Raw genomic sequence first — 17,324 nt, forward strand, 5'->3', positions numbered from 1 at the left:
GGTTTCGTCCGCTGCCGCCCGCCAAATCTTTCTACTTTTGCTCCATGCAGCATCCGCTTTCCCTCTACAATACGCTTACCCGCCAGAAGGAGCCTTTTACGCCCGTGCACGCGCCGTTTGCCGGCGTATATCTGTGCGGCCCCACCGTGTATAGCGAGGCCCACATCGGCAATGCACGCGGTCCGGTGGTATTCGATGTGCTCACGCGCTACCTGCGCCACCTGGGCTACACGGTGCGCTACGTGCGCAACATCACCGACGTGGGCCACCTGGAAAGCGACGCCGACGAGGGCGAGGACAAGATGGCCAAGGCTGCCCGCGTCCGCCACGTCGAGCCCATGCAGATTGCCGAGCAGTACGCCAACCTCTACCAGCGTCACATTGAGGTGCTGGGCTGCCTGCCGCCCGATATTCAGCCCCGCGCCACTGGCCACATCACCGAGCAGATTCAGCTGATCGAGGAAATCATTGCCAACGGCTTCGCCTACGAGGTGAATGGCTCAGTATATTTCGATGTGCCAGCCTATAACGCCGCCGGCCGTGCCTACGGCAAGCTCTCCAACCGCGTGGTGGAGGAGCTGCTCTCCGGCTCCCGCGACAACTTGGCCGGGCAGGACGAAAAACGCTCCTCCGTCGATTTTGCCCTCTGGAAAAAGGCTGCCCCCGAGCACCTCATGCACTGGCCTTCGCCCTGGGGCGAAGGATTTCCCGGCTGGCACCTGGAGTGCTCGGCTATGAGCCGCAAATACCTGGGCCAGCTCTCCGACATCCACGGCGGCGGACTGGACCTGATGTTTCCGCACCACGAGTGCGAAATAGCGCAGAGCCAGGGCAGCCACTCGCACTCCGACGAGGCCCGCATCTGGATGCACCACAACATGATAACGGTGAACGGGGCCAAGATGAGCAAGTCGCTGGGCAATTTTATCACCATCTCCGAGCTGTTTGAGGGCACGAATAAAACCCTCTCGCAGGCCTACTCGCCCATGGTGGCGCGGTTCTTTCTGCTGCAGGCGCACTACCGCAGCCCCATCGATATTTCCGATGATGCGCTGCAAGCCTCGCGCAAAGGCTACCGCAAGTTGATGAACGGCCTACGTCTGCTGGACAAGCTGCAGCTGCCGGAAGGCCTGGCACCCGAAGCCGACACCACAGCCGCCGATGCCGAGCTGCGCAAGCTGGTGGCCGACGTATTTGTAGGCCTGAACGACGATCTGAACACGGCCAAGGCCCTGGCCAGCCTATTCAATCTGCTGCGCAAGTTCAACGGCTTCTTCGCCAACCTCGCCACGCTGGCCGCCGTGAGCCCGGCCGCTTTGCAGGAAGCTACTACCGCTTACCGCACGCTGGTAACCGACGTGCTGGGCCTCGTGGATGAGCCCCGCGCCAACGCCGAAGACCTGCTGGCCCTCACGCTGACGTTTTATCAGGAAGCCAAAACGGCCAAAGACTACGGCAAAGTAGACCAGATCCGGGCCGCCTTGAAGGGCCAGGGCATTGTTATCAAAGACCTAAAAACCGGTATCGACTGGGCATATGAAGAATAACCGGATCTGGCTGGCCCCCGCACTGGCCGCCCTGCTGCTGGCCACCGGCTGCGGCGACGATAAAACCAAAACCGCTACCGAAACCACTACCGCTGAAGCGCCCAAGCTGCCCGGCGCCCCGTCGTTCAATGCCGACTCGGCCTACGCCTACACGGCGAAACAGGTGGCATTTGGTCCGCGCGTGCCCAACTCCAAAGCCCACGTAGCCACCGGCGACTGGCTGGTGCAGAAGTTTAAAGGCTTCGGCCTAAGCGTGCGCGAGCAGCCGTTCGAGGCTATGGCCTTTGATGGCAAAATGCTCCGCTCGCGCAACATCGTGGCGCAGTTTGCGCCCCAGGCCGCCCGTCGCATTGCCATCTTCACCCACTGGGACACCCGCCCGTTCGGCGACAAGGACAAGGTGAACAAAAACGCGCCCATCGACGGAGCCTCCGATGGGGCCAGCGGCGTGGCCATTGCCCTGGAAATGGCCCGCCAGCTTTCCCTGCAGCCCGACAGCCTGCAGCCCGCCGTCGGCGTCGATTTCATCCTATTCGACTCGGAAGATTACGGCTACGATTCTTCGACCCAAAGCGACCTGAAAAACCAGCTGGCAAGCCAGGATAGCTGGTGTCTGGGCTCGCAGTACTGGTCGCAGCACCTACTGCCGGCCAACTACAAGCCCAGCTACGGCATCCTGCTGGATATGGTGGGGGCCAAAGGTGGCCGCTTCAGCCGCGAAGGCCTGTCGCGCGAAAAAGCCCCCGACATCGTGGCCAAAATCTGGAACACGGCCTCCCAGATCGGCTACTCCGACTACTTCATCTTCCAGGACAGCCCCGGCATCGACGACGACCACGTGTACACCAACCGCGCCGGCATCCGCACCGCCGACATCATCGACTTCTCGCCCGCCGGCGAATTTCCCGCCTATCACCACACCACCCAGGACAACATGAGCATCATCGACCGGCGCACGCTCAAAGCGGTGGGCCAGACGGTGCTGCAGGTGATTTACGGGGAGTAGCGGCGCGTATTATCGCATTCAAAAGAGCCCCAATTGCAGCTGCAGTCGGGGCTCTTTGCATGAAGAAATAATCTACTGTTCGTATTCCAGCCGAACGCCTTCCGCATCCACCACCATCCGCGCCGCCCGCCCGCAGATCAGAGCCATATTCTGCGGCTCGTGGCCTACGGGGAAGCCATAGGCCACCGGGAAACCGTATTTGCGGGCGTAGGTGTCGATGATTTCGTAGGAGGTCTGGCCGAAGGGAATGGCGTTATCCTGCGGATCGGTGAAGTGGCCTACGAGCAGGCCGGCTAAGTCGCGCAGCTTGCCGGTGCGGTCTAGGTGCACCAGCATGCGGTCCACGTTCATCAGGTATTCGGCTATGTCTTCCAGGAACAGGATGCGGTCGGCGGTAGGGCAGTCGGAGGCCGTGCCGGTCAGGTTCTGGAGCAGGCTCAGGTTGCCGCCCACCAGCTCACCGGTGGCTGCGCCGGGGCGGTTCAGCGGGTGGGCCGGGGCGGCGTAGGCTATCGGTTCACCAAATAAGGCCCGGCGCAGGCTTTCCAACGACTCCTCGCCGCCCTCTTGGTTGAAGATGAACGCCATGACCCCGTGGATGCTTTCGTACCCCATTCTTAGCAAATGGCAGTTCAGGGCCGTGATGTCGCTGAAGCCGGCAATCCATTTGGGGTGCTGGGTGAAGTCCGCAAAGTCGAGCCGGTCGATGATGCGGGTGGTGCCGTAGCCGCCGCGGGCGCAGACGATAGCGCGGATTTCGGGGTTATCCAGCTGGCGCTGGAAGTCGCGGGCCCGCAGCTCGTCGGAGCCGGCAAACTGGTGGTGCTCGGCGGTGATGGATTCGCCCAAAACCACCCGCAGCCCCCAGCCAGTCAGGATTTCCACGGCCGCGGCCATTTCTTCGGACGAAACCTTGCGGGCCGTGCCGACGATGGCAACCTGGTCGCCGGGGCGAAGCGCGGGAGGAGTGATGGGCATACAGCAGCAGTTGAGAGCCGCGAACTTACGCAACAAACCGGGCAGGGATGCTGCACATCGGAACGTCATTCCTCGGCTGCGCTCGGAATGACGTTCCGATGTATTCTCAATAACTCACCTCTTCCACCGTCGGCTGCTCTTCCGAATGCGCCGCGGCCGGGCGCACATTGCCGGTGCGGGCCACGAAAGCGCTGGCCTGGCGCAGCGCGTCGCGGTGCTGCAGCAGGGCATCGAGCGGCACGTAGCCCACGATGTAGCCGTCCTCATCGGCCTCCTCCGTGATGTCGGTGAAGCCGAGCTGGTCGAGGAGCAGCTCATCGGTGGTGCGCAGGTAGATTTCCAGCTCCAGATCGGTGGTGTAAGCCAAGGGCGCATTGCGGAGCTTGGCGTAGGCGTAGCGAAAGTCGCCGCGCAGGGCGGCCAGGTCGGCCAGCACGGCCGAGCCGGTGGGGTGCCCGCCGGCCCCGCGGCCCCGCAGAAACTGCGGGCCGGCAAACTCTGCCTCAATGATAACGCCGTTGAATTCCTCATCGACGCCGTACAGCGCCGACTCGCGGCCCACGAACTGGGGCGTAACGAGCACCGTAAGCTGGCCATTGGGCAGCAAGTACAGGCCCGCCACCACTTTTATTTTCTGGCCCTCCAGCCCGGCGTAGGCAATATCCGTAGCGCTGATGTTCTCTATACCCAGATTCAAAACCTGCTCGGGTGCCAGCAGTACGCCGTAGGCATGCGCGGCCAGAATCACGGCTTTGGAGCGCGGGTCGAAGGCGGCCATATCCAGCGTGGGGTCGGATTCGGCGAAGCCTTTGGCCTGGGCTTCGGCCAGCGCCGGGGCGTAGTCGGTGCCATCGAGGCCCATGCGCGTCAGCACGTAGTTGGAGGAGCCGTTGAAAATGCCGCTCACGCTCCGCAACGGCTCCTGCCCGAAATAGGCATCCAGCGTGCGAATAATCGGGATGCTGCCGCACACGGCCGCCTCATAGAGCAGCGTGCCGCCGTGCTGGTGCTGCAGCGCCACCAGCTCGGGCAGGTGTTGGGCCACCATCGCCTTATTGGCCGTAATCACGCGGCGGCCCTGGCGCAGCGCCGTGCTTACCAACCGGAAAGCTTCGGCGGCATCGTCAATTACCTCCACCAGCACGTCCAGCTCGGGGTCGGCCAGCAGCTCGTCGGCGTGGTAAGTGAAACGCTCGGCCGGCAGCGTCCGGGGTTTAGCCGGGTTTTTCACCGCAATGCGGCGTACTTCGGCCCCAAAGCCGGGCAGCCGCCACAAAATGTCATAAAAGCCCTGCCCCACGCAGCCAAACCCGATGAGCCCGACGCGCAGCGGCGCGGGTGGCACAAGGGAAGCGCGGGCGAAGGCAGCGCCGGAATTAATGGGCGAAAGACTGGACATAGAACCGTTCGAGTACGTGCGTGATTTGCGCGGTTTCAATCAAAAAACCGTCGTGGCCGAAGCCGGAAGCCATTTCGGCGTACTGCGCGCCGGGAATGTGGCGGGCCAATAATTGCTGCTCGACCGGCGGAAACAGCACATCGGAGTTGATGCCGATGACCAGCGTGCGGGCCCGAATCTGGCGGAGCGCCGCTTCCGGGCCGCCCCGGCCCCGGCCCACGTTGTGCGAGTCCATCGCCCGGCTCAGGGCCACGTAGCTGTAGGCATCGAAACGGGCCACGAGCTTGTCGCCCTGGTACTGCTGGTAGGAGCTGGCCCGAAAATCGGTGAGGCGGGCTGCATCTGGCTCGGCCTGGCTGTTGCCGTAGGCATTGTAGCTGCGGTAGCTGAGCAGGGCCACGGCGCGGGCGGCTTTCAATCCGGCCTGACCGCCCGCCGGCGTCGCCGCGTGGTAAGTTGGGTCGGCAAAAATGGCCAGCCGCTGGGCTTCATTAAAGGCAATGCCCCAAGGCGAATGCCGGGCATTGGTGGCCAAAACCACCAAATGCCCGAACACCGCCGGCTGCTGCACGGCCCATTCCAGCGCCTGCTGCCCGCCCAATGAGCCGCCGATGAGGGTATGAATGCGGGCCAGGCCCAGGTGCTGCCGCAGCTGCTCGTGCGCCGCCACCATATCGCGCACCGTGAGCAGCGGAAACGCGTGGTACAGCGGCTCCGCGCCGGATTCCACGGGCGTAAGCGGGCCGGTAGAGCCGTAGCAGGAACCCAGAATATTGGCGCACACGATAAACCAGTCGGCCGGGTCGAAGTGGCAGCCGGGGCCGAACAGGCCGGGCCACCAGCCCAGTACGTCGGCGTTGGCCGTCAGGGCGTGGCACACCCACACCACGTTGTCGCGGGCCGCGTTCAGCGTGCCCACGGTTTGGTACGCTACCTGCACCGTGGGCAGCACCGCGCCGCCTTCCAGCGGCAGGGGCTCCGGCAGTACGAATACCGATGAGTTGCTCATCACTTCGTTACACTTCCAGCGGTGCGGCGTGTTTCAGCTCCGGTTGTAGCAGCGTGCTGCCCGATTCGTCGGGCGTGGCGGCGTTGCGCACGGCCTCAAATGCCTGCGCCAAGTCGGCCCGGATATCGTCGAAATGCTCAATGCCCACCGATAGCCGCAATGATGTGGGCGTGACGCCGGCCGCCAGCTGCTCGGCTTCGGGGAGCTGCTGGTGCGTGGTGGCCGAAGGCTGAATAATGAGCGTTTTGGCGTCGCCCACGTTGGCCAGATGGCTGATTAGCTTCAGATTATCGATGAACCTGGTGGCCGTTTCCTTGCTGCCTTTTAGCTGGAAGCTGAGCACGCCGCCGAAGCCGCGCTTCAGATATTTCTGCGCCAGGGTATGGTAAGGGCTGCTTTTAAGCCCCGGATACTTCACACTTTCCACCTGCGGATGCTGCTCCAACCAGGTAGCCACGCGCAGGGCGTTTTCCACCGTGCGCTCCACCCGCAGGCTCAGCGTTTCGAGACCGATGAGCAGCTGAAATGAGTTGAACGGGCTGATGGCCGGCCCGAAGTCGCGCAGCCCTTCCACCCGCGCCCGAATGATGAAGGCGATGTTGCCGAACGGCCCGCCTTTGCCGAACACGTCGTTGAAAACCAGCCCGTGGTAGCCCTCACTCGGCTCCGTAAACTGCGGAAACTTACCGTTGCCGAAGTCGTAGGTGCCGCCGTCCACAATCACGCCACCCACGCTGGTGCCGTGCCCGCCAATCCACTTTGTGGCCGATTCCACCACAATGTGCGCCCCATGCTCCAAGGGGCGGAACAGGTAGCCGCCCGCCCCAAACGTGTTGTCCACAATCAGCGGCAGGTCGTGCTTGTTGGCAAGGGCCGCAATCCGCTCAAAATCCGGAATGCTGAAGCTGGGGTTGCCGATGGTTTCGAGGTAAATGGCTTTGGTATTGGCATCAATCAGCGGCTCAAACGAGGCCGGATTGTCGCCGTCGGCGAAGCGTACCTCAATGCCCAAGCGCTTAAAAGCCACTTTAAACTGGTTATAAGTTCCGCCATACAAATAGGCACTGCTCACGAAGTTGTCGCCGGCCTGCAGAATGTTGTTCAGGGCAATAAACTGCGCGGCCTGGCCCGAGCCGGTGGCCAGAGCCGCCACGCCGCCTTCCAGGGCCGCCACGCGCTGCTCAAACACGTCGGTGGTCGGGTTCATCAGGCGGGTATATATGTTGCCGAACTCCTTCAGCGCAAACAGGTTGGCCCCGTGCTCGGCACTCTTGAACACATAGGAAGTGGTCTGGTGAATGGGCACGGCGCGGGAGCCGGTGGTCGGGTCGGGCTGCTGGCCGGCGTGGAGCTGCAGGGTTTCGAAGTGAAGGCTTGGCGTGGACATGATGGTGCGGGTTTGAAATAAGTTTCGGGAAGAAAAAACAGGATTTGAGCAGGCCGGAGCCCCAAAAGGGCCATTTGCGGCGGCGGCTCCGAAGCCACGAAAGCGCGGCCATGAGCCAGACGAAGCCCTGCGGGGAGCGCACAAAAAGTGGCCGCCAAACGCAGAGTGAGCCAAAAAAAGCAGGAGGAGAGGGGAGGGGCGCTACGCCGGAATCAGGCTAGCAACAACACGCGCAGCAACAGCACATTCGCATTCGGGTCGCGCCGGAAGCGGGCAGTGCCGAAACGCGAAAACCCATCGGCAGGCCGGCGTGCAGCAAGGCAGCCGGGGCGGATGGGTAGAAAGAAGCGGAAGCGGGGAAGTTTTTCATGGCACTCAACTTATCTGTCCCGCGGGCAACGGCCGGGCGGGCAGGAATTGGCACCTTTCGCTTTACCGAAGGTTGCCAGTGGGTCACGGAGCCTGTTCTCTCGCCACTTCTGTATAAATTCTGAAAATTCGCCCCACCGTTAGCGGGGGAGTACCGGATTAGTAAGTGCAAATGTACACCCGGAATCGACAAGCGCAAATCCGGCGGAAAGTTTTGCGGTATTTTTTAAGATAAGGGAATATACGCATCATCACACAATCTTGTCTAGTGCAGCCGCGCTGTTGAGTACCAATGACACCGGAGCGGATCTGCCGCGAACATTCTGCGTCAGATGTGTAACGAGAGGGCACTGCAAACAGGTTTGCAGCCCGATTGCTTACATCGTCTGCAGACCCGCTACGAGCAGATAGCCCGTCACGGGAATAAGCACACTAGTACCCAACTGTGAATAATAGTGATGACACTTACTTGTGCTTGGTGGGGGCAGTTGAGGGCGCAACAGTCAACGAACCCTTACCACGTATAGCTTGTCGGCTACTTGAATTTACATGCGCCAGTTTTACCGTTTGGGGGTTAAGTTTACGCGTTTTTAAATGCTTTCTGACAGGTAATCTATTGGCCCTAGGAGAAGTTTTAACGGAAATAATAGGCGCGTTTTGGTCCCAAATGTTCTTTATGGTCGCGCCAACATCCTTGAAATTAGCACTAGCTCTGTTGTAGACATTGAACATGCCGCTATGAGGTTGCCCGTTCGCGTCGTGATAAACGAAGGGCCGCCGAACAGGCATACAAAATACGCCGGCTTCATTGCTCAGGTATTTCACCTGTGCGTAAATAGAAGCGAGCCATTTCTGCTCAAAAATTAGTGACTGCTTGTAGAACCAGGAGCACTCATCCCAACCCCAAGGAAATCCATTGCCGGGGGTGTCATCTTTATTTGGCTGAGGAGCGTGGGCATTTGGATTACCGAATGCTTTGGTAGCCCATATCGCCTCATCTCCTATATTATCCAGTTCCGCGTAAACTGGAATCTGAGCAATATTGCCCCAATAAGCAGTCTGTCCTCCACCACAGTCAGCCCACTCCGGCTTGCCGTTACTATTTTTAGAAAGAAGAACGTCGTAGTCCTGTTCTGGCATCGGATTAGGCACACCATTCAGGTCTAAGTTTTGGCCAGGTAAAACGGTCTCCCGAGAATATAATCTCGTAGGTAGCCCACATACATCAAAAATACAAATCTGTTCTGCCGCAGGTCCTTGTGGTGTGAAATAAGTGGTTTTTGATTGCTCTTCAAATAGCACGATGCCGCGACGAGCATGCTGCTTGGCATATTCTCGAATGACCCTCGTTAACTGAAACGATTTTAAATACCCTGTATCGTGTTTGGCTGTAAGCTTGATTTGCCCCAGCCGTAGCATTTCAAAACCACTATCAATATATCTTTTAGCCAGATAGAAATACCATAACTGCGCCATCGGTTTTGTGATGTCTACTTCATAGCCATACGTTTCCATCCGAATTGCAGAGTCTGCTGCAATTTCTAGGGCTTTGAAAGAAGTGGGAGGAGAAATAGTAAGTGGATTGCAACCATACTCAGGATTGGCTACCATCACCTTGGCCACACATTCATTGTAGCTTCTAAGAAGGTCAACAGGTACTTTTACTTGCCATTTGCCGCCAATGTCCTGAGAAATAATTTCGTCTAGGCTGGCACTGAGAATAATGTCATTGTCAATTTTATGAAGTGCAGTTGCAGCTTCCGCGCAACTGGCAAAATGTGTATTACAAGAATTGGTTAGCTTCCATTGTGCGTGTGTCCACAAATTGATTCCCATTACCATTTTGGGTCTGACCTCTTTAACAAATTTGTGGAAAGCATTTTTCTCTTCCATAGAAGCAGGGGTTGGTGCTTCACCACAGCGCTGAGGATACATCTCCAACAGACCAGTAACCATAGCTGACCGCTTCAGGTAGTTTTTGGTAACATCAAGCGAGATGTTACCTTTATTAAAGGTATAAGCAGGTGACTGAGCTTTCGTTGCTGCTGCCCAAACGAAGAAGGCAGCGAAAACAAATAGGAGTTTATTTCTCATATTGTCAACAGATTAGACAGAAGTTAAATTATAAGATATCTAGAATACGTTTTGGTGCATAAGACAGAAATGAGCGAAGAATCACCCGAAAGAGAATAATTTCTATGGGCATCGCCCAATGGATTGTATTAAGCAGTAGTAGCGTCGCGTCATGCAAGGGGTATTAGATGCTAATGATTTCCACTACGTATACTGAGATTCCACAAGAAAGAAGTATTGCTGGAGTATCATCTAACTAGCCGACCTAGAACAATTTTACATACAAACCGTGTTCCAAAGCAAAGTTAAGTCAAGCCTTTTAGCATCCGGTTATCACGGATGGATAGGTTATGGGTATCAACTAGACTATATCAGTGATGAGGCGTAAGTTTTAGGCCAAAAAAAAGCGCTGCCCCAATCAGGACAGCGCTTTTTTCAGCTGCAATTCTCTTACAGTGTCGGCAGAGTCAGCACTTGGCCTACTTCAATCTTATCGGGGTCGGAGCCAATGGTAGCTTTGTTGGCATCGTAAATCTGGTGCCATTTGGCGGCGTCGCCGTAGTGGTGCTTGGCAATTTTGGAGAGCGAGTCGCCGCTTACTACGGTGTATGTGGTGCCGGTAGCGGCGGCGGGCTTGGCGGCATCTTTGTTGCCGAAGAAATCGGTGCCCGCAGCGGGCTTATTAGCGGGTTCAACGGGTTTTTCTTCGCCTTTATTGGTCAGGAAATCGAACAGTCCCATGGTTGTGTGTCGGTTAGGGTGAAAGGAGAGAGGGTACGCCGTAGAAGCCTAAGCCTCACGGTTTCAGGCTGTACTTACGCCGGGCTTTTGATTAGGTTGTCTGCTTCAGAAAGAGAATATAGCGGCTTAACTCTTTTGGCCGCGCCCCGTAAGAAACGCCGGCTGCGGGCTTTTCCCGCCGCCGCGCATCCTGCTCACCCTCTCCCTCCTTCAACCCTTACACTCGTTCCATGAAACGCTCAACCACACCCCTCCACTACTTAGCCAGCCTGCTGATGCTGGTTGCCCTGTTCGTATCGAGCTGCAGCCAGCCCGATAAAGTAGGCGAAACCAACATGCTCTTTGGCACCGACAGCAAAGTGTGGAAAACCGACAAGGAAACCACCGCCACCGGCGACAAAGTGGCCCAGACCAGCGCCGACAAGGACACGGAGCTGCGCTTCTTCGCCAACGGCACCTTCAATATGACCTCGGCCGCCCAGACCATGCAGGGCAAATACACCTTCGACCAGGCCGGCAAGAAAATCACGATGACTCCCGACGGCGGCACCACCAGCATGGCTTTCGACGTGACCAACCTGACCGAGAAAAAGATGACGCTGAAAGGCACCGACGGCTCGACTATGATGCTGGAAGCTGACTAAGGCTGCGGCCGGAAAAATTGCCTGAAAAACCTGAAAAGCCCTTTCGCCCCGTGCGGAAGGGCTTTTTTGTGGCTGCTTGGGCAGGGGCTGGGCTCTTTAGGGACTCTCATTTCGGCTTGCCGATACCAGAATATTACCAGATTACTATGATTGACCGGAGGAAAGCCTTTAGCTTGCCGGCGCTTATTGCTTTTACCTCAATACTTACCCGATGTCTCTGCTTTCCCGTTTGCTTACGGCCGGCCTGCTCGGCTGCGCTCTGGCCGCGTCCGCCCAAACCACCACTCCCAAACTAGTCGTGCACCCCGTCCGCAGCATCAGCGCCGCCGATACCAGCTTCGCCGATCTGGAGTTTCTGACCCAGGAAATCGGCGGGGCGCGGGTGGTGCTGCTGGGCGAGCCCAGCCACGGCGAGGGCAACGTGTTTGAGGCCAAAGCCCGGCTGGTGCGCTTTCTGCAGCAGCGGATGAGCTTCACCACGCTGGCTTTTGAGAGTGGCTTTTACGAGGTGAACAAAGCCCAGCAGCAGTTGGAAGCCGGCGTGCCGGCGCGGGAAGCCCTGGGCAGCAGCGTATTCGGTATCTGGGCGGCCACGCAGGAGTTTGAGCCCGTGGAAAAGTTGGTGGCGGCCCACCAGCTGCGCGTCACCGGCTTCGACCCCCAGCTGACGGGCACTTACGGCGAGGAATTGGTGGATGATCTGGAGGTTTTTCTGGAACCCCAAAAAGCCAGCGCGGCCATCAACTACGACTACCTGGACGAGGTGCTGGGCTTTATGCAGCATTTCAACGGCTTCCCGGCCGGCCACACGCTGGGCGAGTGGGAGCGGAACGTGAAGCTAGCCGACCGTCTGTTGGCCAAAGCCGGCACCACGCCCGCCCGCCGGGCCGCCGCCGAACACTGGCAGCAAACCCTGCGCAGCCTGCAGGCCCTGGCTCGCGACTACGTGCAGAACGACCCCAGCGTGAAGGACCACCAAACCTTCCAGGCCCGCGACAACAACCCGCGCGACGCGCAAATGGCCGATAATCTGCTCTGGTATCTACGCCAGCATCCCCAGGAAAAAGTAATTTGCTGGGGTGCCACGGCCCATTTCGCCAACCAGACGCAGCTGATCGATAACGTCGAGATTCAGCAATTCCGGCCTATGGGCTGGCACGTGAAAAATGCCCTGGGGGCGCAGGCCTACATTCTGGGCACGGCTACGGCCGGCGGCACCTACGCGGCCGTGGGCGAAACGGCCCGCCCCATTGCTTCCCCGCCCGCCGGCACTCTGGAAGCCCGCCTGGATAGTCTGGGGGCCGATTATCTGTTTCTGAATCTGAAGCAGAATTTCGGCAGCCGGCGCTTCCCGGCCTACTCCATCATGGAATATACCCCGCTCGTGGCCGAGTGGGCGCAAGTGGTGGATGGGGTTTTGTTTCTGAAAGCCACCCGGCCGCCCCACCCGCGGGTGCAGTCGTCCGCCGGGCTGGCGGCTGTGTCTGATTCGGTCGGGCCAGCCGCCCGCGCCGCTGCGGGCAAAGCTGCGGCCTCTACGCCGGGCCTGATGCTGCGCCGGGCCGCGCCGGCCGCCGGCAACCTGACCGTGCGCGGCCGGGTAACGGACCGCAAAACCCGCGCCGCCGTGCCCTTTGCCTCGGTGGCGCTGCCGGCGCTGGGGTTGGGAGTGATGGCCGATGCCAACGGCAGCTTCACGTTGGCTGTGCCCCGCACGGCCCTGGGCGCGGTGCTGCAGGTGTCGAGTATGGGGTATGGAGCGGCTACGGCCGCGGTGGGGCCGCAGCCGCTGGCCGTGGCGCTGGAGCCGCAGGCCTACGCGCTGGGCGACGTGCGGGTGAGCGGCGAATCGCTGAATCCGCGCAAGATTATGAAGAAAGTGCTGGCGGCGGCCCCGGCCAATTACGAGCAGAATGACTACCTGGCCCAGGTGTACACCCGCCGCCAGCTCAGCAACTTCGACACGCTACGCCACGCGGTGGAATACGTGAGCCAGATATTTGAGCCGGCCGGCTACCGGCACTGGGGCGGCGGCTTCATGATGCTGGGGCCCATCCAAAAGCACCGCGTGCAGGAGCTGAATGTGCTGGTGCAAAGCCCCCGGCCCCTGGGCCCGTTTGATCTGGGCGGCGGCGGGCAGGGCTTTTTCACGGCCTCCGCCGATCCGGTGCGCATCTCGCCGCTGTTCAAAAGCCGCACGCTGGGCAAGTTCGTGCTGCGCCTCGACAGCGTGCTGCAGCAGGGCGACGAAACCACGTACATTATCGGTTTCACCGCTAAGCGGGCCAACCACCGCACCACCGGCACCTACCTGCAGGCCGGCTACTCGGGCCGCGTTTACATCCGCCAACAGGACCACGCGGTGCTGCGCTACGAGGCGCTTTGGCAAGCCGACACGGTACAGATGAACGAAACCGCCCGCAAATACTTCGGCCGCCAGAACCTGACGGCGCGGCTCTATTCCAGCGTATATTCCGATGGGCGCACCTCCCACGTCGTGACCTACCAGCGGGCTGCTACCGGCCGCTACCACGTAGCCACCAGCGTGGCCCGGGCCGTGAGCGTAGGCCGGGTGTTGGGCAAAGCGCCCTTTTTCTCCCAGACTTCCTGCGAAGAACACTTTACTATGCTGCCGGCCGGCGCGCCGCCGCTGCCCAATCCGGAGCTGGACCCACGGTTTGCGGGCCACGAAACGTACCAGCTTGATTTTGTGAAGCCCTGCCCGGAGTTCTGGCAAACCTACCAGCGCCCGGCCCCCGCCGCGCCCGCGCCCGTGCTCAACGCAAAGCAGCCGTAGCCTCGTCGGGCGCGGCTTTGTGGCCGAATACCCGCGTAATCCAGCGGGGCAGGAAGATGGCTCCCAGCACCAGATACAGGTAATACGTGACGATGCGGTAGAGCAGCACGATGAAATTGGTCATGGTGGGCGTGCCGATGAACTTGCCGAAGAACGTGGGGAAAGCGCCTTCGGCAATGCCCGCGCCGCCGGGCGTAATAGCAATCAGCAGAATGACTTTGTAGGTCAGGTTGCGGCCGAAAATCAGGGCAAACTCGCTGGCGCTGACCTCGACGAAAGCGGCGATGATGCAGCCGATAACCGCGTAGCGGGCCGTCCAGACGAAGGCCGTGCTCAACGCGGCCCGTAGCCAGTAAACCGGGCCGTTGCCGCGCAGCTGGGCCGAGGCCCACACCATCTCGTTGCCGTGCTGGTATGCTTTGGGCCGCCAGCGCCGCAGCCCCGGAATGGAAAACAGCCGCACCATCAGCCGCTTTACCGCCAATGGGTTGATAAACAGTGCGTACAGCATCAGGCCCGCGTACAGGCTCACCGAAATATAGCTCAGCACAAAAGCCACCCGCAGCGTCGTAATCAGGCCGCCCTGCAGCACCTCGTGCGGATACAGCGCATTGCCCGCCAGCAGCACCACCAGCGGCACCGTGATGACGTAGTATAAGTTATCCAGCAGGGCTGTCACCATCACGTAGGCCAGCGACTTGCCCAGGCTGATGCCTTCCTTGTTGAGAATAAAAGGAGCCACGGAGGTGCCGCCGGCCGCCGAGGGCAGCACGCAGGAGGCGAATTCCCAGAGCATAATCACGTCGAGGCTGGCGCGCCAGCTTAGGGCGCGCTCGGCAATATGGCGGATGCGGTAGATGTAGCCTAGGTCGCGGGCCAGCAATACCGCTACCATCAGCAGCAGCCAGTGCAGCTTGGCGTGGGCCAGCGGAGCCAGGTCGCCGGGGCGGTAGCTGCGCCAGAACATGAAGCCCACCACGCTCAGGCCAATCAGCACCGGCAGCACGATGCGCGACGGCCGCAGCTTCTGAAGCAGCTGTTTTTCCTGATTGTTCTGCTGGGTGAGCGGCATGGGCAGGGGAGAGGTGAGCGGCTGCAAAAGTAGCTATTATTCGCCCCGGCGATGTTAAAGCGGAGTTAAGGAGCAGGGTTGCTGCTGCCGTTGCTGAGAAAAGAGCGGGTCATGCTGAGCTTGTCGAAGCATCTCGCGTGCAATGGTATTCAATGAGATTACAACGATGTGGGCGAGAGGCTTCGACTTCGCGGACGCCAGATGAAGCATGACCCGTTCCTGTCGCCCCAACCGCAACAACCGCCGCCTGAGAAAAATCGTAACTTTGCCAGCCCCATGGAGTGGCCCCAAACGGACTAACCTTTTGAGCTACTCGCTTGTTGCGTGCTATAATTCCCTCCTTGCCCCATCTGAAGATGATTGTTGAACCCGGTGAACTGCTGGCGGCCATTGACTCGCCCGACGACCTCAAGAAGCTCAGCGAAGACCAGCTGGTTCAACTAAGCCAGGAGCTGCGCCAGTTTATCGTCGATACGGTCAGCATCTACGGCGGCCACTTCGGGGCTTCTTTAGGCGTGGTCGAGCTGTCGGTGGCGCTGCACTACGTGTTCAATACGCCCTACGACCAGCTGGTATGGGATGTGGGCCACCAGGCCTACGGCCACAAGATCCTGACCGGCCGCCGCGACCGGTTCCCCACCAACCGCCGCTACGGCGGTATGTCGGGCTTCCCGAAGCGCAAGGAAAGTGAGTATGATGCCTTCGGCGTGGGCCACAGCTCCACCAGCATCGGCGCGGCCCTGGGCATGGCCGTAGCTTCCGATTATAAGAAAGAGTTTGACCGTCAGCACATTGCCGTTATCGGCGACGGCGCCATGACGGCCGGTATGGCCTTCGAGGCCCTCAACCACGCCGGCGTAACCAACTCCAACCTGCTGGTTATCCTCAACGATAACTGCATGAGCATCGACCCCAACGTGGGCGCGCTCAAGGAATACCTCACCGACATCACCACCTCCCGCACCTACAATAAAGTGCGCGACGAGCTGTGGAATGTACTGGGCAAGCTCAGCAAATTCGGCCCCAACCCCCAGCAGGTAGCCCGCAAGGTGGAAGCAGCCATGAAGGCTACGCTGCTGAAGCAGAGCAACCTGTTTGAGGCTCTGAAATTTCGCTACTTCGGCCCCGTCGATGGCCACGACGTGCAGCACTTGGTCACGATTCTGAACGACCTGAAAAGCATTCCGGGCCCCAAAATTCTGCACTGCGTAACGGTAAAGGGCAAAGGCTACGCCTTGGCCGAGAAGGACCAGACCCTGTGGCACGCCCCCGGCCTGTTCGACAAAATCACGGGCGAGATTTACAAAAAGCACCACGAGAAGCCCCAGCCGCCCAAGTATCAGGATGTATTCGGGCACACGATGGTGGAGCTGGCCCAGCAGAACGGCAAGGTGATGGGCGTAACGCCGGCCATGCCTTCGGGCTGCTCCCTGAACATCATGATGGATGCCATGCCCGACCGTGCCTTCGACGTGGGCATTGCCGAGCAGCACGCTGTGGTGTTCTCCGCCGGCCTCGCCACGCAGGGCCTAGTGCCGTTCTGCAATATATACTCCTCCTTCATGCAGCGCGCCTACGATCAGGTGCTGCACGATGTGGCCCTACAAAACCTGAACGTGGTATTCTGCCTCGACCGTGCCGGTTTCGCCGGCGCCGACGGCCCCACCCACCACGGCTGCTACGACCTGGCCTACATGCGCTGCATCCCGAACATGGTGGTTTCGGCCCCCATGAACGAGGAGGAGCTGCGCAACCTGATGTACACCGCCCAACTGCCCGATATGGGCCCGTTTAGCATCCGCTACCCCCGCGGCGAAGGCGTGATGCCCGAGTGGCGCCTACCATTTAAAAAAATTACCGTAGGCACCGGCCGCGTCGTTTGCGAAGGCACCGATGTCGCCATTCTCAGTATCGGCCACATCGGTAACTACGCCGTGAAAGCCACCGCCCAGCTGGCCGCCGAAGGCCTCTCGGCCGGCCACTACGACATGCGCTTCTGCAAGCCGCTGGACGAGGAAATGCTGGCCGCCGTATGCAGTAAGTACAAGGCCATCGTGACCGTGGAAGACGGCTGCCTGCAGGGCGGTTTCGGCGCGGCCGTGCTCGAGTTCATGGCCGACCACGGCTACCACCTGCCCGTGCAGCGCCTCGGCATCCCGGATCGGGTAGTGGAGCACGGCACCCAGGATGAGCTGTACAAAGAGTGTGGCTTCGATGCGGCCGGCATCGCCGCCGCCGTGCGGACGCTGAGTGGCAAGGTAGCCGCGAAGGCGGCGGTGGAGACGGTGATTCGGTAGGTTTA

The 17,324-nt window shown here is 59.9% G+C and carries 12 protein-coding genes and 1 riboswitch; of the genes, 5 read left to right on the plus strand and 7 right to left on the minus strand.

The features are described from left to right. Positions 1-44 precede the first annotated feature (44 nt). Both cysS and BUB62_RS16645 read left to right on the plus strand, forming a co-directional pair. The gene (gene cysS / locus BUB62_RS16640; RefSeq protein ID WP_073112042.1) at positions 45-1,547 is read left to right on the plus strand and encodes a cysteine--tRNA ligase; all 1,503 of its coding nucleotides are present in this window, start codon (positions 45-47) and stop codon (positions 1,545-1,547) included. Then, positions 1,537-2,553, plus strand: a complete 1,017-nt coding sequence (locus BUB62_RS16645) for a M28 family peptidase (protein ID WP_073112044.1) — start codon at positions 1,537-1,539, stop codon at positions 2,551-2,553. The genes cysS and BUB62_RS16645 overlap by 11 nt, the downstream gene beginning before the upstream one ends. Before the next feature lie 72 nt (positions 2,554-2,625). On the opposite strand, the gene BUB62_RS16650 is transcribed toward BUB62_RS16645, so the two are convergent. From BUB62_RS16650 to BUB62_RS16670, 6 genes are all read right to left on the minus strand, one after another. After that, complete coding sequence (locus BUB62_RS16650) at positions 2,626-3,531, minus strand: S66 peptidase family protein (RefSeq protein ID WP_073112046.1); 906 nt, start codon at positions 3,529-3,531, stop codon at positions 2,626-2,628. A gap of 106 nt (positions 3,532-3,637) precedes the next feature. Next, positions 3,638-4,930 carry a homoserine dehydrogenase gene (locus tag BUB62_RS16655; RefSeq protein WP_084539147.1) on the minus strand — a complete coding sequence of 431 codons (1,293 nt, stop codon included), beginning with the start codon at positions 4,928-4,930 and terminating at the stop codon, positions 3,638-3,640. Further along, positions 4,908-5,939, minus strand: a complete 1,032-nt coding sequence (gene metX, locus BUB62_RS16660; RefSeq protein ID WP_073112048.1) for a homoserine O-acetyltransferase MetX — start codon at positions 5,937-5,939, stop codon at positions 4,908-4,910. The genes BUB62_RS16655 and metX overlap by 23 nt, the downstream gene beginning before the upstream one ends. A 7-nt stretch (positions 5,940-5,946) precedes the next feature. Next, positions 5,947-7,326 carry an O-acetylhomoserine aminocarboxypropyltransferase/cysteine synthase family protein gene (locus BUB62_RS16665; protein ID WP_073112050.1) on the minus strand — a complete coding sequence of 460 codons (1,380 nt, stop codon included), beginning with the start codon at positions 7,324-7,326 and terminating at the stop codon, positions 5,947-5,949. Positions 7,327-7,703: 377 nt separating this feature from the next. Next, a riboswitch (SAM riboswitch) is annotated at positions 7,704-7,816 on the minus strand. Positions 7,817-8,160: 344 nt separating this feature from the next. Beyond that, positions 8,161-9,789 (minus strand): hypothetical protein, encoded by a 1,629-nt coding sequence (locus BUB62_RS19180; protein WP_143164236.1) that lies wholly within the window; start codon positions 9,787-9,789, stop codon positions 8,161-8,163. A 429-nt stretch (positions 9,790-10,218) separates the two neighbouring features. Beyond that, positions 10,219-10,509 (minus strand): LysM peptidoglycan-binding domain-containing protein, encoded by a 291-nt coding sequence (locus BUB62_RS16670; protein ID WP_073112052.1) that lies wholly within the window; start codon positions 10,507-10,509, stop codon positions 10,219-10,221. A gap of 230 nt (positions 10,510-10,739) precedes the next feature. On the opposite strand from BUB62_RS16670, the gene BUB62_RS16675 reads away from it, so the two are divergent. Then, a complete protein-coding gene (locus BUB62_RS16675; RefSeq protein ID WP_073112054.1) occupies positions 10,740-11,153 on the plus strand; it encodes a hypothetical protein in 414 nt (137 codons plus the stop codon). Positions 11,154-11,364: 211 nt separating this feature from the next. After that, the gene (locus tag BUB62_RS16680; protein WP_084539148.1) at positions 11,365-13,950 is read left to right on the plus strand and encodes an erythromycin esterase family protein; all 2,586 of its coding nucleotides are present in this window, start codon (positions 11,365-11,367) and stop codon (positions 13,948-13,950) included. Here BUB62_RS16680 and BUB62_RS16685 read toward each other — a convergent pair. Beyond that, positions 13,931-15,049, minus strand: coding sequence for a lysylphosphatidylglycerol synthase transmembrane domain-containing protein (locus BUB62_RS16685; protein ID WP_234988794.1), 1,119 nt, complete (start codon positions 15,047-15,049; stop codon positions 13,931-13,933). The genes BUB62_RS16680 and BUB62_RS16685 overlap by 20 nt on opposite strands. A gap of 329 nt (positions 15,050-15,378) precedes the next feature. Here BUB62_RS16685 and dxs point away from each other — a divergent pair, with 329 nt between their 5' ends. Further along, positions 15,379-17,319, plus strand: a complete 1,941-nt coding sequence (gene dxs / locus BUB62_RS16695) for a 1-deoxy-D-xylulose-5-phosphate synthase (protein WP_073112062.1) — start codon at positions 15,379-15,381, stop codon at positions 17,317-17,319. Positions 17,320-17,324 lie beyond the last annotated feature (5 nt).

Origin of the sequence: Hymenobacter daecheongensis DSM 21074 (assembly GCF_900141805.1) — a bacterium.
Taxonomy (GTDB): domain Bacteria; phylum Bacteroidota; class Bacteroidia; order Cytophagales; family Hymenobacteraceae; genus Hymenobacter; species Hymenobacter daecheongensis.